We start from the raw sequence: 16,061 nt of genomic DNA on the forward strand, positions 1-16,061 counted from the left end.
CCGTATCACTCGGCGGTCACGCCCGTCAGGCGGATGATGCCGTCCGGATAGGCCTTGAAGCCCTGGACATCCGAATCCATCGCGAAGATCCACTTCGAGTGGTAGAGATAGACGATCGGCAGGTCTTCCTGGAGGATCGAGATCACCTCGCTGTAGATCTCCTTGCGCGCTTCCGGATCCTTGAGCGCCCGGGCATCGGCAAGCAGCTTGTCCATGTCCTCGTTGCAGTAATGGGCGTCATTGCCGGCCGCACCGCAGGAGAGCATCGGCGTGATGTTGAGATCGGGGTCGACGCGACCGCTCCAGCCAACCAGATGGGCCTGGAACTTACCCTGCCGGGCGATATCGAGAAGCGTCATCAGTTCTGTCGGCTTGATCGAGATGTTGATGCCGATTTCGCCGACCATCGCCTGGACGAGCTGCATCACCTGCTGGCGTTCCGCATCGGTCGGCACCAGAACCTCAAGGTCGATGCTTTCGACGCCGGCTTCGGCCATCTTGGCCTTGGCGGCCTCGACATCGCGGGCGGGAACCGGGAATTCCTGATCATACCAGAAGCTCTGCGGCGGGAAGGGCTGGTTGCCGGTGGCGGCCTGGCCTTCGAACACGACCTGGTTCAGTGCATCGCGATCGATGGCGAGGCTGAAGGCCTGGCGCACCAGCGCCTTCTTGCCGGCATCGAGATTGGCGCCTTCGCCGCCGATGTCGAAGGTGATGCCGTAATAGCCGAGGCCGACGACAGGCAGCACGGAGAAGTCCGCATCCGCTTCGGTCGCGGCCACGTCGGTTGCGGCGAGGCGTTCCATCAGGTCGAGCTGGCCGGAGCGCAGGTTGAGCAGGCGAACGTTGGAATCCGGCATGCCGCGGAACACGAGTTCATCAAATGAATAGCTGTCTGCATCGTAGTAGTCGTCGAATTTTTCGAGAACGATGCGGTCCTGGGCGATGTGTTCGACGAACTTGTACGGACCCGAGCAGACCGGAGCATTGGTGAAGTTTTCACCCAGTTCCTCGCCGGCCTTCGGGCTGATGACCATGCCGGCGCGATCGGAAAGGGCTGCGAGCAGCGGAACCGACGGGGCCGAAAGGTTGATCGTGACGGTGGTGTCGTCAACGACGTCGATCGACGAAATCGCGCTGATCTCGGACTTGCGGCGCGAGGTCGGCATGTTGAGGTCGCGTTCGAGATTGTACTTGATCGCCTCGGCATTGATCGGCGTGCCGTCATGGAACACGGCATCGTCGCGCAGGTGCAGCGTGAGCGCGGTGGAATCGTCGTTCCACTCCCAGCTGGTGGCGAGCTTCGGCGCGATCTGGCCGTCCTGGTCGATGTCGACGATCTTGTCGCAGAGCGACTGCAGCACGTGGCGGCCCACAAAACTCCAGTTGGTGGCCGGATCGAGCGTGTCGGGATCGTCCTGCAGGCCGATATTGAGCACGGACTGGGCGGCCGCGGGGCTCGCTGCCATGGCCCCAAGGGCAAGGCTTGCGAGAAGCGCAAGGTGGATTGGCGTTTTCATTTGTTTCCCTCTCTTTGGTCGAAATTCGGATTGGCCGCTAGCTGGCTAGCGTGCGACGGCATAACCCTGCACGCCGCGCGGGTTGGCCCCTGCCTTCAGCAACAGGGATGTGCCGTCCATTTCTCGCGCCACCGCCGAAAGCCGGCCTTCCGACCAGTCATCGCCGATGGTGAGCTTGTGGCCGCGACGGGCAAGTTCCGCGCGGGTCTCTTCGCCATAGCGTCCTTCTATGGTGACGGCGCCGAGGCTGATCTCGCGCGGCCAGAAGGAGCTTGGCAGATGGTCTGTGTGGAAGGATGGCGCATCGATCGCCTCCTGAAGGTTCATGCCGGCATGGACATGGCGCAGGAACATGATCAGCTGCCACTGGTCCTGCTGGTCGCCGCCGGGCGTGCCGAAGGCCATGTAGGGCTTGCCGTTCCGGAACACGGTCGAAGGCGTCAGCGTGGTGCGCGGGCGGACCCCAGGCTTCAGCGATGAATTCAGCCCTTCTTCCAGCCAGAACATCTGCGCCCGCGTCGTCAGGCAGAAGCCGAGGCCGGGAATGACCGGGTTCGATTGCAGCCAGCCGCCCGATGGCGTGGCCGAGACCATGTTGCCCCAGCGGTCGACGGTCGAGACCTGTACGGTGTCGCCGCGCTGGGCGCCCTCACGGGTCAGCGTCGGCTCGCCTGCCGCATCGTTGGGGAGCTTTGCCTCCTTCGCCACCGTCGGTTCGCCGCCGCCGAGGCCGGGCTGCGCGATCGTTCCAACCTTGCGATGCGGTGGCATCGGCGGGTTGCGTCCGTCCGGCGCACCGGGGCGCACTTCGAATGAGGCTTGATCGCCGATCAGCGCGCGACGAGTGTCGGCATAGGCGTCGGAAAGCAGCGTCGCCATCGGCACATCGCCGCCATCGCCATACCAGCTTTCGCGGTCGGCCATGGCGAGCTTGGCGGCCTCGACGACGAGATGGACGAAGTCAGGTCCCATCGGGTCGAGATCGGCGATATCGGTGCCCTTCAGAATGTTCAGCATCTGCAGCAGGACCGGGCCTTGCGACCACGGACCGCATTTGAACACTTCGTAGTCGCCATAGGTCGTGGAGACCGGTGCCTCGATCCCGGCCACGAAGTTCGCCATGTCATCAGCGGTGATCAGACCGCGATGGTGACGTCCCGAGACATCCCAGACGTCCTCGGTCTCGCAGAACGCCGCGATTTTTTCGGCCACCGGTCCGCGATACCAGAAATCGAGCGCGGCCTGGATGCGGGCCTCGCGCTTGGGGGCCTTGTTCGCCTGCTTCAAAAGTTCGGTGTAGAGCGCGGCAAGCTCCGGGTTGCGGAACAGTTTTCCTGTTTCCGGGGCCTTGCCGCCGGGAAGATAGGTTGCCGCGGAGGTTGGCCAGTGGGTCTCGAACAGCGGCCGCATGGCGGCAATGGTGTTGGCGATGCGCGGCACCAGCGGATGGCCATTCTCGGCGTAGCCGATCGCAGGCGCCAGCACATCCTCGAGTTCGGCCGTGCCATAGTCGCGCAACAGCGTCAGCCACGCCCCGAAGGCGCCGGGAACGCAGGCGGCGAGCATGCCGGTGCCCGGAATGAGGTCGAGGCCAAGGCCGCGATAATGCGCGATCGTCGCCTTTGCCGGAACCGGCCCCTGGCCGGAAATCACCACAGGCTTGTCGGCGCCGGCCGGCGTCACGATGATTGGAACCTCACCACCGGGACCGTTCAGATGCGGCTCGACCACCTGAAGCACGAAGCCTGCGGCAACCGCCGCGTCGAAGGCCGTGTGGCCCTTTTCGAGGACCGACATTCCCACTGCGGCGGAAAGCCAGTGCGTGGACGAGACGGCGCCGAAAGTGCCCCTGAGTTCGGGGCGGGTGGTGAATGCCATATTTCAGCCTCTGGACTCGATGTCGCGCGAATGGCCTGTTTGTCGACAACAGGGCAAAATTTCGCTTAGAATAATACAATAACCGGGGTTCAGATCGAGGAATACCGAGCCCCCGATTATCTGTGCACATACTGTATACTAATGTGTCATATGGCAAGCGCATTGTGTAATTTATCGCCTGAAGGCTGGGGACGATCTGGTTCTCTTCGCGCCTGTTCGGATGTAAGGAAATGAAAATGCTGGACAAAACATCGGCGCAGAAAATGAGCCTTGGGGACAGGATCGCGGGACAACTCGAGGAGCAGGTTATCAGCGGAGGCATTCCCGCCGGTGCCAAACTCGATGAAACCGCCATCGCTGCCCAGTTTTCGGTGTCCCGTACGCCGGTGCGCGAGGCATTGCACATTCTCTGCGGTCGCGGACTTGCCGATCGGATTGCATACAAGGGCGTCGTGGTCACCCGCATCTCGCCGGCGCGCATCGATGAGATGTTCGAGGCGATGGCAGAGCTTGAGGCAGTCTGCGGACGGCTTGCCTGCCACCGTATGGCGATGAGCGAGCGCGCCGAACTCCAGGCGTTGCATCGCGAGATGGAAAGCCTCGCCGAGATTGCCGACAGCACCGCCTACGAGGCGTTGAATACCCGTTTCCATACGCTGATCTTCGCGGGTTGTCACAACACCGATATCATCGCTTCGGCAGAGGCGCTGCGGTTGAAGCTCGCGCCGTTCCGCAAATACCAGCTTGGCGATGCCGGGCGGCTCAAACGGTCCTCACTCGAGCACCAGCAGATCGTAGACGCGATCCTTGACCAGAATCCCGAGGCGGCCGGGAGCGCACTGCGCCGGCATCTGATTTCCGCGGCCCACGAGGTCGTCAGCAGGCGGCAGCGGCTTGATGGCGCCGAGATGAAAACGGGAGAGCCACAATGAGCGCGCAGCAAACCATCCGCGCCGTGATCGCCGAAATGGAAGCGGCATGGAATCGCGGCGATTTCATCGGCTACATGGAAGGCTTTGCAAACCCGGATGTGGTTTTCGTGTCGCGGGGGCGGATCCAGAAGGACTGGCAGGCGACCCTCGATCACTACATCGCGGATTACGGCGGCGCGCCCGGTTCGCAAGGCTCGCTCGCGTTTTCCGACATTCGAATCGAGGTGCTCGCGGATGATGCGGCCCAGCTTGTCAGCAGCTATACACTCACCCGCAAAGCCGGCAACCAGCGGGGTATCAACACGCGCCTGATGCGCAAGCGCATGGGTCGTTGGGTGATCGCGCTGAATCACGTCTCGGCGCAGGAATAATGCCAGAGACAGGCAACGCTCCGGCCATGATATGCGCTTCCGGTATCCATTGCGGGTTCTCAGAAGCGCGATAATAGGAGTATTTGCATCTGCACTCTTGTTATTGCGCTCCATCTCCTTCACCACGCACCGATCAGGCTTCGTAGCAGATTTCTTTCGCGCGCTCCGGGGGAGGTAGTCATTGCGCAGGTCGTGCTCGATGTCGGCGCGGCTGCGCGAACGCGGATCGCCGTATCCGCCGCCATTTCGAAGAACGGTTTCCAATGTCCTGAAATAACGTCAGCGCACAAAATTCTCTACAGTCTCATCGCAGATGCAGGATGCGCTCGCCGCGCTGCACTCCTCGCCAGATGGCCGCCTGGGGCTCTCCTGTGCATTGCTGGTCGCGCAAAGCCTGCTCGTGCCCGTGCTTGCCGAGTTACGCCGCGCCCATCCGAAGCTGAAAATCGAGTTCCGTGCCGGCGATGAGCTGGTTGATCTTGCCGATGCCGGACTGGATCTGGCGATCCAGGCAAGCACCGACGGCGCCGGCAGCGGCACGGTGCGCAAACTGGCCGAGATCGAGCTTTGCCTCGTCGCGTCGCGCAGCTATCTCGACCGGGTGGGCAGGCCGAAAGCACCCGCGGACTTGCTTCCGCTTGACTACATCCAGTACCGCGACGACCCTGACGAAAACATGATCGTCTTTGCCGATGGCGGGACTGCTCCCGTCACCGTCTCCTTTGCTGCCCGGATGCCCAATCTCATTCTGCACGCCGTTGAGAACCATCTGGGCTTTGCTAAGGCGCCCCGCTATCTCGTGGCCGACCTTCTGGCTCGCGGCGAGGCCGAAATCATTCTGGCCGAGCGCCCGCTGGTCCCCAAGCTGCTCTACCTGATCCGCGCACCTAGCCTCGCCGCCAGTCACCGTGTCAGCCTGTTCATGGATCGCTTCATCGACGAACTGGCGCGCACGCCAAACGTCCAGTTGGCGCGCGACCTGAGGCCGGTGACGACATCGCCGGGTTGATGAGACGATGCGCGGCCTTGGCCCGGAACCGGCGGTTCATTTGCGACCGCGCCTTTCCTCCGGCACCTCGTAGGTTTGAAGATCACCTTTCATCCGGTCACCCCAGCTTGTCAGGAACGCCAGCGTCTCCGCCCTTGCAAGATGGGCTGTCAGCGCGTCCTGATCCCGCCAGCGCTCGGCAACCAGGAAGCGTCCCGTCGGCCGGTCATCCAGAGTGATGCCGTAGAACAGGCATCCTTCTTCGGCTTTCGTGCTGAGACTGATCGCCTGGACGTCGCGGACGAATGCGTCGACGTCCAGAGGATCGATGTGGATGTAACCCATGAGTATGAGCATGTCGGTTTCCCCCCGTTCATAGGCCAACGGTCAGCACGATCTTTCCCTGGATATGACCCCTGGCGGCCCGTTCATGCGCCTGGCGCGCCTCGGCAAGCGGATAGATGCTGTCGATGACCGCGCGGATCGTTCCGTCATCGAGCAAGCGGGCAAGCTCCGTCAGTTGCGCTCCGCTGGAACGGACCTGGGTCGTGGAGACTGTGATGCCCCGCTTTTCGGCTTCTCCGGCATCCGAAAAACCCAGCGGGTAGACCGGAAACAAGGCTCCGCCCGGCTTCAGGGTCTGGAGAAAGCGACCCGTCGTCGGACCACCCACCGCATCGACGACAAGATCGAGGTCACAGGCGACGTCCTCGGGTGGGGTTTTGGTGTGGTCGATGAATTCGTCGGTGCCGAGGTCGCGCAGGGTGGCTTCATGTTTGCCCGAGGCTACGGCTATGACCCGCGCGCCTTTCAGCTTCGCCACCTGCACCGCGAAATGGCCAACACCACCCGCCGCCCCGTTCACCAGCACGGTCTTGCCCTCAAGCGGGACCGGCTGATGCAGGAGGGGCTGCAGCGGGTTCGGTTCGCTGTGCCCGAGTTCCACCATAAACTGCCATGCGGTGAGCAACGACATGGGTGCGGCGGCGGCATGAATGTGATCTATGCCGGCGGGCTTCCTCGCGAGCTCTGACGCCGGCACGCTGACATATTCCGCATAGGCCTTGCTTTCCCCGACGCTGAAAAAGCGCACCATGGAATAGACTTCGTCGCCGACGGAAAAATCCTGAACATCCTCGGCGACAGCCTCCACAACCCCCGAAATGTCGGTACCCAGAATGAGGGGGAAATCCACCTGCGGCCGCCATTCCGGGGGAAGCGCCCTGTAACCATCGCGCAGGTACCAGTCGGGAGGATTGATCCCGATGGCATGAACGCGAACCAGGACCTCGCCCGGCTGAAGATCGGGTTTCGGCGCATCTTCGTATTGCAGAACCTCCGGGCCGCCGAAGGCATGAATCCGGACGGCTTTCATTGTTTCATTCGACATGGCTTTGTCCTTTCAAGGTAAGCGTGCTACAGCTGGAGCAGTGCCCCGCATTATGTGGAGCGATGCCCCGTTTAAACGGAGCGCCGCTCCACTTGTCAAGTGAAAGAACTACGACCACATCCTCGCCGTCGCCCGCGACCTTCTTTCCGGGGAGGACGCCGACGCGTCGCGGGACGCATCTGCCTTATCGACGAGAACTGGTTCCTCATTGAAGCCGGCCGCCGAGGATGACGGTCCGGACACCTGTTCGACGTCGCCCAAAGCATACGCCGCAACTACGTACCGCTATGCACGAGGAAGCTCGCAGCACCACTATGTCCAGACGAACGCGCGTGATGGCGGGGCGTTGTGCCCATGACGCGTTTGAAGGCCGTTCTGAACGCGCTTTCCGATTCATAGCCGAGGGCATGGGCAATCGCGCCGATGGGCTCGCCGTGCTCCAGACTGCGCCCGGCGAGGAGCATTCGCCAGCGCGTGAGATACTCGATCGGACTTTCGCCGACCAACTGCCGAAACCGCGCCGCAAAGCTGGCGCGCGACATGCCGGCTTCAGTGGCGAGCGTTTCCACCGTCCAACGCCGCGACGGCTCCCGATGGATCGCCTTGATGGCTGCCCCCACCCGTTGATCTGACAGCGCGAACAGCCAGCCGATACCCTTGTTCTCATTGAGATAGAGACGGAGCGCCTGGATGAAGATCATTGAGGCGAGTTGCTGTGCGATGAGGATGCCGCCCGGCTTGAGTTCGGTCAGTTCCTGCCGCATCCGCTCGAAGGCCCAGCGCAGCGTCTCGCCCTCCGGCCCGCCGCGCAAATGCACGATTGGCGGCAGCATGCCGAGCAAAATCTCCGCCTGAGGACCCGCGAGCGCAAAATGGCCGCCAAGCACCGTCACCCCGGTGCCGTCGTTGAGCTTCACCAGCGCGCCCTCTTCGGCGCCAAGAAAGTGGCGCCGCCAATCGTCCGGGGGCAGGCTCAGGTCACTGGCGATTTGAAACGGCCGGCCTCGCGGCAGCATGAAGCAATCACCCTTCTGTAGAAACACAGGCTCGCCCGCGCCTTCCACAGCGATCCAGCATGCGCCGGCGGTTACGGCGTAGCATTTGATGGCCTCATGGGCGTCAAAGCCGATCGACCAACTCCCACCGGCTTCGAAGCCGCCCACGAGATAGCTTCGCAATCGCAGGAACGAGATGATATCGGATAACGGGTCCATCCTGGATGATCTCCAATAAAAATAGGATTTTGGCGCATAGCTCGTCTGAAGTCGACTGCCTATAACTGGATGCTCTCGCGGTTCAGCGATCATTTGCACAAGGAGATCGGCTTTGACCTTCGAGATATTGGCGCTCGTCATGACAATCGCGTGCATCGTTCTCGGCGCCCGCTTCTTCTTCTTCGGCGGAACCGTGCTCAAGGAGTGGGGGCTCGAGAGCACGACTGGCGCGCTCATCCTGTTTCGCCGGATGGGCCTGATGTATCTCGGCCTGGCCCTGATGTTTTTCCTCGGCAGAACGGCCGCCCCCTCCGAGATCCGCTCAGTGGTGTGCCTGCTCATGGGCGGAACGGCCATATTGCTTGCATGTCTTGGTCTCTACGAGTTCCTGGCTCGGCGTGTCAGTGCGGGCATTTTTCGTTCGGTCGTCGCGGAGGCGGTGCTTGGGGCAGCCTTTATCTGGGTTTGGTGGATGGGGTAATGAACTCAGTGAGTTTCGCACTACCCGTCGATTTCGAGGCCGCACAAATCGGGAAGAAACGCTCATGAAGCGCATCCAATATTTCAAGTATGGCAACCCGGAAGAGCTTGCGCTCGTCGATGTGGATCGGCCGAAACCCGGACGCGGCCAGATTCTGGTTCAAGTCAAGGCCGCATCAGTCAACCCGATGGACTGGAAGATCCGGCGCGGAGAAATGAAAATGCTGTCCGGTTCGCAGTTTCCGCGCGGCCTGGGCCATGATTTCGCCGGCATTGTCGAAGCCGTGGGCCCCGACGTCGATCAATTCAGGCGGGGCGATGAAGTCTTCGGCGCCACCACCATCCGGCAAGCCGGCGCTTTCGCGGAATATGTCGTTGCGGACACAAACACCGTTGGGCTGAAGCCGTCCAATGTCACTTTCGAGCAGGCGGCGACCATGACCGTTGTCGGTTCAGCAGCCTGGATCGGACTTATCGCAAAGGCGAAACTGAGAGCCGGCCAATCCGTGCTCATCACCGGGTGTCTGGGAGGCGTGGGGCGCTCGGCGGTGCAGATCGCACGCATGCAAGGCGCAATCGTCACCGGCAGTTGTCGTGCATCCGGACGCGAGGACGCTCAGGCGCTGGGCGTAAGCGAGGTTATCGACTACCACGCCTTCGATATCGGGTCCTATCGACGCCGGTTCGATGTCATTTTTGATACCGCAGGCGCGCTATCGCTGCGCCAGTGTGGCGCGATGCTTAAGAAGGGCGGCATGTCACTGCACATCGTCCCCACGCCCGCCAAGATGATCGGCTGCCTGCTTTCATCGCGACATCACCTCGTGTTCGCCAATCCCACCCCCGAGAGCTTCGCGGGCATTTCCGAAGCGGCCGAGCAAGGCAATCTCGCCCCGGTGATTGGTCGTGTCGTACCGCTGTCAGAAGCGATCCCGGCCATCATTGAGCTCGAAAAGACGGGCAACCCCAAAGGAAAGCTGGTGATTGCTCCCATGGAGTAGACCTGGTCGCCGAGGCCGGGAGGATTGAACCCGATAGCACGGACGCGAACCAGGGCTTTATCCGACTTCGGCATGGCTTTTAGCGCATCTTCGTATTGCAGGACTTCCGGGCTGCCGAAGGCGTGGATTCAGACAGCTCTCATTGTTTCATTCGACATGGCTTTGTCCTTTCAAGGCAAGCGTGCTACAGCTGGAGCACTGCCCCGCATTATGTGGAGCGATGCCCCGTTTAAACGGCGCGCCGCTCCACTTGTCAAGTGATATCATGAGATCAGACGCCCGAAAGAACTACGACCACATCCTCGCCGTCGCCCGCGACCTTCTTTCCGGGGAGGGCGCCGACGCGTCGCTGCGGGACATTGCCCGCAAGGCCGGTGTTGGCGATGGAACGCTTCATCGCCATTTTCCCACGCGCGAAGCCTTGCTGGAGGCCTTGCTCCGCACGCGCTTCGACGCGTTGAGCGCGAGGGCCGGCGAACTGGCACGGTGCGAACAAGCTGACGAGGCGCTGTTAAGCTGGCTGCGCGAGGCGATCGTGGTGACGCACAGCTACAAGGGTGTCATCGCGCCGATGGTGGCCGCGATCGCCGACGAAAATTCCGCCCTGCATTCCTCATGCGTCGATCTGCGCCACGCGGGAGCAACGCTTCTGCAACGGGCGCAAGCCAAGGGGCTGGCGCGGGACGATATGGATGGCAACGACCTGTTTGCACTGATCAGCGCCCTGGCATGGCTTGCGGACCAGCCTCCGCTTGTGCCGCGGGCGGATCACCTCTTCGACATCATATCGGACGCCATTCTCTTGAGGCGGCCCGGCGGGGTTCCGGAAAACCAGCGCGTATAAGCTGCCTGAGAGGATTTGCTCGGCGTCTAGTCGGGCTCATGTGCGGGACTCGCAGTTCCCTGCGGAACGGCGGCGCGATAACGAAGCCCGTCAACCAGCAGCGCGACCAGCCGGCGAGCGGCAGACGGATCTCCATCGCTTGACGGCATGCACAGGCTCGCGACCGCTCGCAAGAGATCATACGGATTTGCGTCGGGCCTTATTTCTCCGGCGGCAACGGCGGCATCGAGCAGCCTTTGCAGCGCAGGCTCGAACCGGCTGTCGAAATAGGCCGGCAACGCTTCGAACGCCGGGTCTCCCGAATGCAGGGCGGCAGCCAGTCCGCGCTTGGCAACGATGAAGTCGACATAGCGTTGCATCCAGCGATCGAGCGCTTCGCCGGGAGGATAGGCTTCCGCGAGACTGGTCGCTGCATCCGCGCAGGCGTCGACCTCACTGCGAAACACCGCCGCAATCAGATCGGAGCGCTGCGGAAAGTTCCGGTAGATCGTCCCGACACCGACACCTGCCTTTTCCGCGATCTCGCGCATCGGCGCCTCAACGCCTGACGTGGCGAACACGTCCCGTGCTGTCCGCACCAGTGTTTCGATGTTGCGCTGCGCATCGGCGCGCACGGTCCGTTCCGACGATCTGCCAGGCATGGATTCCAAAAATTCCCCAATATGCGCTTGTTAAGCGGAACGTTGTTCCGTATATAGACGGAAGACTGTTCCGCTTAATACGCCTTCGGGCTTCAAAAAGCCAGCATAGAAACCCAGCATAGAAACAAGGGGACTTCATCATGTCGGACCAACGCGTTGCTCTCGTCACGGGAGCCACACAAGGCATAGGCCTCCAGATCGCCAAGGATCTGGCTGCAAAAGGTTTGACGGTGATTGTCGGAGCGCGCGATCTCGAAAAGGGCGAGAAGGCGGCCAAGGACATCGGAGCGGGAGCCCACACCATCCAACTCGACGTCACGGACGAAGCATCCATCGCTCAAGCGGCTGCTCTCATCCGCACCCGGTTTGGCCGCCTTGATATCCTGATGAACAATGCCGGAATCTCGCGCGCGAGGCCGAACCAGGACTTCGCGGAGGCTGTCAGGACAAACCTGCTCACGGATGCGCCTCTTGCCGATATCCGGACGGTGTTCGAGACCAATGTGTTCGGCGTCATCGCCGTGACGCAGGCGATGCTTCCGCTTCTGCGCGAGTCGCCTGCAGGCCGCATCGTCATCACCGGCAGTTCTGGCGCATCGCTGACACTCAACTCCGATCCAGCCAATCCGCACCGGCGGATGTTCGGCAACTACTCCGCGTCAAAGGCAGCGGCGCATGCCGTGATGCTGGCATTCGCGCTGGCGCTCGAAGGCACCAATATCAAGGTCAACGCCGCTTGCCCCGGCTTTACCTCGACCGCGCTCAACAACTTCAACGGCACGCGCAGCGTGGAAGAGGGCGCGCGGGAACCGGTGCGGCTTGCCCTGATTGGCGATGACGGTCCTAACGGAACCTTCTCGGATGAAAATGGAACCGTGCCTTGGTGAAGACGTGCAGGATTGCGGGTTGCTCTCAGAGATGCGGCCTACTCCGACAAGGTAATCTGGAGATATTCAAATGCGAATTTTTCTGACCGGCGCGACCGGGTTCATCGGTTCGGCGATCGCCGCCAACCTGCTCAACGACAAACACCAGGTGCTCGGACTTGCGCGGTCGGATACGTCTGCCGAAGTCTTGCGGCAAGCGGGCTGTGACGTCCTGCAGGGCGATCTGCATGATCTGGAGAGCCTGCGCCGTGGCGCAGAGCAGGCCGATGCGGTCATTCATACAGCCTTCGATCATGATTTTTCCCGCATGGCGGACAACTGCGAGATGGACCGCATCGCAATCGAGGCGATGGGCAGCGCTCTTGCCGGCTCGAACAAAAGGTTCATCGTCACGTCAGGCCTGCCGCCTTTGATGGGGCAGGTTTCCACCGAGACCGATAGTCTGCCGGCCGGCGCCCATGGCATGCCGCGCGTGTCGGAGCAGGCGGCGATGGTGCTGACCGACAGCGGCGTGCGTGTGTCTGTGATCAGGATGCCGCAGGTCCACGATCAGAACCGGCAGGGATTTGCGTCCTACCTGATGGATCATGCCCGCAAACACGGTGTCTCGGCCTATGTCGGCGATGGACAAAACCGCTGGCCGGCGGTTCATCGGCTCGACGCTGCCCGGCTTTACAGCCTCGTCCTCGACAATGGTGCGCGTGGCGAGCGCTACCATGCGGTCGGCGAGGAAGGCGTTGCGGTCCGCGACGTCGTCGAAGCGATCGGCAAACGGCTGAATGTGCCGGTGACTTCGCTTTCGGAAGAAGACTCGGCAGGCCATTTCGGCTGGCTCGATCGGATCGCGAGAATGGACGTGCCCGCGTCCAGTGCCCTGACAAGGCAAACCCTGCAATGGCAGCCGCTGCAAAAGGCCGATCTCGTCCAGGACATTCTGGAATCGGTCTGAACGAAGGCCTGCCCCCCTGAAGTATCATCTGCTCGAATGGAGACCAAGACCATGCCTGAACCAACCGTAAAGCCGGACAGACCGCCGGTGCCGATGGCGACCCCGATCCTTTCCTTCAGCCCGGTGACGTTCGAGGTCCCGGGACGCCAGGCACCGCTTGAAATGCGGGTCGTCGTTCCCGCGACGGGCGACAAGCTGCCGGTGATCCTGCTGTCTCACGGCCACGGCTCCTCGAATTTCATTGCCTCGATGCGAGGCTATGGCCCGCTGGTCGACTTTTATGCCGCCCATGGCTTCGTGGTGATCATTCCGACGCACCAGAACTCCAAGACCCTCGGTCTCGACACGACCGGTCCCGAAGGGCCGCTGTTCTGGAAATCGCGCCCCCGGGACATGAGTTTCATCATCGATCATCTGGCGGAGATTGAATCCGCCGTTCCTGGCCTTGCGGGACGTATCGACAGGAGCCGCATCGCCGCCGTCGGTCATTCCCTGGGTGGGCACACTGTCGCCATGCTCGCCGGCATGCGCGTCAAAGATCCCGCAAATGGAGAGGATGTTGACTTCTCCGAGCCCCGGATAAAGGCGGCTGTGCTGTTCTCGCCGCCCGGCAGTGGCAGCGGTGCCTCCGCCAGGATCGCCGAACTCTATCCGGCGCTGGTCAACAGCGACTTCAGCAGCATGACGACACCTTGTCTGGTGATGACGGGCGACAAGGACATCAACCCGATGTTCTCCGAGCGCGCGGACTGGCGGGCCGATGCATACCGACTTGCTCCCGGCCCCAAATCGCTCCTGACCCTGAAGGATGCCGGGCACATCTTCGGCGGCATATCGGGCTATGATGCGGCAGAAACTTCGGACGAAAGCCCTGAACGCGTTGCAACTGTCCAGCGCATCACCTGGGCCTACCTCCGGACCGCGCTTTATGCCGATGACCCGGCCTGGAGCACGATAATGAGCGAGATTGAAAATGGCTCTGAGGGGCGGATCGAGAGCAAATAGACAGGCCGGAAGAGCCTCGCTCCTGGCCTTCGGGGCATCGGTAGGAACCCGCGCGACCCGCATGACTGACCATGCCACCAGGCTGTTACGGTAGGGTACAGCTCACTTTGCCAATCGCGCCGCCAGGTCGCTCAAAAGCCAGCGGCCCGCCGGGCCGGGCACGCGATCGGCCAGATGTGCCGCGTAAATCGTCAACGGATCTGCATTCCCTCCGGTATCGTCATCAAGCATGAGCCTGACCAACCTGCCTGCATCCAGGTGCTCCCCAACAAGATGCTCGGGCATCCGGCACCAGCCGAAACCCGCAAGCAGGAAATCCATGCGCCGTCCAAGATCGACGAACCGCCACGGAGCCGAGCCGGTCAGTCCGTAGTTCGGCCCGTCTCGGCTTGCCGGGTCGGATAGAACCAGTTGGACATGGGTCTCCAGATCGACACGGCTCGCCGGACGGCCAAGCGTCGCCAGGGGATGATCTGCTGCAGCCACGGGCACCAGGTTGATCCGGATAAGCGGCGTCGCCATCACATCCTCCGGCACGTCGGGCAGGAGCAGGCAAAGAGCAAGCGAGACGTCGCCTGCCCGCAAACGACGGAGCGCGCCGCCAAGCCCCTCGGTCGAAAAGCTGATCTGCAATTGTGGATGGGTCTCGTGCAGCGCGCGAAGACTTCCGATCAAGGGCGCGGTGGGGACCAGCGGGTCGATGGCAAGCGCTAGTTCCGCCTCCATCCCTTGACGGGATCCTGCGGCCACGGCCTCAAAACGAGCAGCGCTCGCCAACACCATCCGCGCTTGCTGCACCAGGATCCGGCCCGTGTCCGTGAGCTGCGGGCGGTGACCGCTCCGGTCGAAGAGCGTAACCCCCTGGGTCGCTTCCAGCGTGGCGACGGTCTGGCTGATGGCGGATTGCACCCGTGTCAATTTGCGGCCGGCGGCGGAAAAACTGCCGGTATCGGCGATCGCTACCAGCACGCGCAGCTGATCAAGGCTCAGCGATGAAATCAAAACTATCACCTGATGTGATGGATATCATCGGATTTATATCACTCCCGCTGCATTATCGGAAGTCCTACCTTCGTCCTCATGCTCCAATCAGGAAAAGGTAAGCAGCATGACAAGACTTCTCGTTGTAGAAACCAGCCCGCGCGGCAACGCCTCGGTGTCGCGCAACATGACGCAGCGCTACCTTGCGGATTGGCAGGCGCTGAACCCGAACGGGAAGGTCGTCCGTCGTGACCTTGCCGAAGAGGCCATTCCTCACGTCACGATGCCCTGGCTTGCGGCCTATTTCACACCGCCCGATGCACAGACGTCGAAGATGAAGGCGCAATTGGCACTCTCCGACATGCTTGTGCGGGAACTTCTGGAGTGCGACGAACTTGTCATCGCCACTCCGGTCTACAACTACAACATTCCCGCCGCGCTCAAGGCGTGGATCGATCATATCGTGCGCAAAGGCCTGACCCTAGGCTTCGATGGCAGCGGCCTGGTCACCGGGAAAAAGGCCACGTTGCTGATTGCCTCGGGCGGCGAATATGGCGAGGGTTCCCCGATCAGGGACCGCGACATCGCCACGCAATATCTCAGGATGATCCTGACTGTGCTCGGGATCGAAGATATCGCGGTCGTTGCCGGCGGCGGTGCCAAGAATGTCGACCTGGGACAAATCAGCATGGAAGACTTCGTGGGCAAACTCGACATGCGGCCTGGAGAGAAGGCCTTCGCCTGAGCCAAGTGTGAACCGGTTCAGTCTGATAACGCCGTAGCTATGTGCCCTTACGTCCGGGATATCGGCAACATCCTCCATAACAGCGACAATGTCGCCGTCATCTTGGACGGTCAGCGGACACATGGGGTCCATACGCCGGGCACCGCAGGCACTGTCGTGGCTGAGCCAGTCGGGCACCACCTCCTGCCTCCGGCAGCACCCGAAGCCACAGAGGCCGCGTCGGAGCGGACCGGCA

17 protein-coding genes are annotated in these 16,061 nt (G+C 61.9%); 10 read left to right on the plus strand and 7 right to left on the minus strand.

Annotation, left to right across the window (positions count from 1 at the left end; genetic code table 11):
• Positions 1–5: 5 nt before the first annotated feature.
• Together HQ843_RS08085 and HQ843_RS08090 are read right to left on the minus strand one after the other, a co-directional pair.
• Positions 6–1,520, minus strand: coding sequence for an ABC transporter substrate-binding protein (locus HQ843_RS08085; protein ID WP_180899009.1), 1,515 nt, complete (start codon positions 1,518–1,520; stop codon positions 6–8).
• Between the two features lie 45 nt (positions 1,521–1,565).
• On the minus strand, positions 1,566–3,398 hold the full coding sequence (locus HQ843_RS08090; RefSeq protein WP_180899008.1) for a gamma-glutamyltransferase family protein: 1,833 nt from the start codon (positions 3,396–3,398) through the stop codon (positions 1,566–1,568).
• Positions 3,399–3,634: 236 nt separating this feature from the next.
• Between HQ843_RS08090 and HQ843_RS08095 the strand changes: the two genes are divergently transcribed.
• The 3 genes from HQ843_RS08095 to HQ843_RS08105 all read left to right on the plus strand — a co-directional run bounded on the left by HQ843_RS08095 (position 3,635) and on the right by HQ843_RS08105 (position 5,710).
• Complete coding sequence (locus tag HQ843_RS08095) at positions 3,635–4,330, plus strand: GntR family transcriptional regulator (RefSeq protein ID WP_180899007.1); 696 nt, start codon at positions 3,635–3,637, stop codon at positions 4,328–4,330.
• On the plus strand, positions 4,327–4,701 hold the full coding sequence (locus HQ843_RS08100; protein WP_180899006.1) for a YybH family protein: 375 nt from the start codon (positions 4,327–4,329) through the stop codon (positions 4,699–4,701). Before HQ843_RS08095 ends, HQ843_RS08100 begins: the two co-directional genes overlap by 4 nt.
• A gap of 313 nt (positions 4,702–5,014) precedes the next feature.
• Positions 5,015–5,710: a LysR substrate-binding domain-containing protein gene (locus HQ843_RS08105; protein WP_180899005.1), complete on the plus strand. Its 696-nt coding sequence runs from the start codon at positions 5,015–5,017 to the stop codon at positions 5,708–5,710.
• A 36-nt stretch (positions 5,711–5,746) separates the two neighbouring features.
• Here the strand turns inward: HQ843_RS08105 and HQ843_RS08110 are convergent, their stop codons facing one another.
• The 3 genes from HQ843_RS08110 to HQ843_RS08120 form a co-directional block, all read right to left on the minus strand.
• Entirely contained in the window at positions 5,747–6,046 is a 300-nt protein-coding gene (locus HQ843_RS08110) for a putative quinol monooxygenase (RefSeq protein WP_180899004.1), read from the minus strand.
• A 16-nt stretch (positions 6,047–6,062) separates the two neighbouring features.
• Positions 6,063–7,079: an NADP-dependent oxidoreductase gene (locus HQ843_RS08115; protein WP_180899003.1), complete on the minus strand. Its 1,017-nt coding sequence runs from the start codon at positions 7,077–7,079 to the stop codon at positions 6,063–6,065.
• Positions 7,080–7,354: 275 nt separating this feature from the next.
• Positions 7,355–8,293 (minus strand): AraC family transcriptional regulator, encoded by a 939-nt coding sequence (locus tag HQ843_RS08120; protein WP_180902281.1) that lies wholly within the window; start codon positions 8,291–8,293, stop codon positions 7,355–7,357.
• Between the two features lie 112 nt (positions 8,294–8,405).
• Here HQ843_RS08120 and HQ843_RS08125 point away from each other — a divergent pair, with 112 nt between their 5' ends.
• From HQ843_RS08125 to HQ843_RS08135, 3 genes are all read left to right on the plus strand, one after another.
• The gene (locus HQ843_RS08125) at positions 8,406–8,774 is read left to right on the plus strand and encodes a hypothetical protein (RefSeq protein WP_180899002.1); all 369 of its coding nucleotides are present in this window, start codon (positions 8,406–8,408) and stop codon (positions 8,772–8,774) included.
• Positions 8,775–8,838: 64 nt separating this feature from the next.
• Positions 8,839–9,774, plus strand: a complete 936-nt coding sequence (locus HQ843_RS08130; RefSeq protein WP_180899001.1) for an NADP-dependent oxidoreductase — start codon at positions 8,839–8,841, stop codon at positions 9,772–9,774.
• Positions 9,775–10,039: 265 nt separating this feature from the next.
• A complete protein-coding gene (locus HQ843_RS08135; RefSeq protein ID WP_180899000.1) occupies positions 10,040–10,618 on the plus strand; it encodes a TetR/AcrR family transcriptional regulator in 579 nt (192 codons plus the stop codon).
• A 26-nt stretch (positions 10,619–10,644) separates the two neighbouring features.
• Here the strand turns inward: HQ843_RS08135 and HQ843_RS08140 are convergent, their stop codons facing one another.
• Positions 10,645–11,259: a TetR/AcrR family transcriptional regulator gene (locus HQ843_RS08140; protein WP_180898999.1), complete on the minus strand. Its 615-nt coding sequence runs from the start codon at positions 11,257–11,259 to the stop codon at positions 10,645–10,647.
• 140 nt (positions 11,260–11,399) lie between these two features.
• Here HQ843_RS08140 and HQ843_RS08145 point away from each other — a divergent pair, with 140 nt between their 5' ends.
• From HQ843_RS08145 to HQ843_RS08155, 3 genes are all read left to right on the plus strand, one after another.
• A complete protein-coding gene (locus HQ843_RS08145) occupies positions 11,400–12,146 on the plus strand; it encodes an SDR family NAD(P)-dependent oxidoreductase (protein ID WP_180898998.1) in 747 nt (248 codons plus the stop codon).
• 70 nt (positions 12,147–12,216) lie between these two features.
• Entirely contained in the window at positions 12,217–13,095 is an 879-nt protein-coding gene (locus tag HQ843_RS08150; protein ID WP_180898997.1) for an SDR family oxidoreductase, read from the plus strand.
• A gap of 51 nt (positions 13,096–13,146) precedes the next feature.
• A complete protein-coding gene (locus HQ843_RS08155) occupies positions 13,147–14,100 on the plus strand; it encodes an alpha/beta hydrolase family protein (RefSeq protein ID WP_246710313.1) in 954 nt (317 codons plus the stop codon).
• A 102-nt stretch (positions 14,101–14,202) separates the two neighbouring features.
• Here the strand turns inward: HQ843_RS08155 and HQ843_RS08160 are convergent, their stop codons facing one another.
• On the minus strand, positions 14,203–15,102 hold the full coding sequence (locus HQ843_RS08160) for a LysR family transcriptional regulator (protein ID WP_180898995.1): 900 nt from the start codon (positions 15,100–15,102) through the stop codon (positions 14,203–14,205).
• Positions 15,103–15,208: 106 nt separating this feature from the next.
• Between HQ843_RS08160 and HQ843_RS08165 the strand changes: the two genes are divergently transcribed.
• Positions 15,209–15,826: an FMN-dependent NADH-azoreductase gene (locus HQ843_RS08165; RefSeq protein ID WP_180898994.1), complete on the plus strand. Its 618-nt coding sequence runs from the start codon at positions 15,209–15,211 to the stop codon at positions 15,824–15,826.
• Positions 15,827–16,061: the final 235 nt, after the last annotated feature.

The sequence above is a fragment of the Martelella sp. NC20 genome, from assembly GCF_013459645.1.
GTDB lineage: Bacteria > Pseudomonadota > Alphaproteobacteria > Rhizobiales > Rhizobiaceae > Martelella.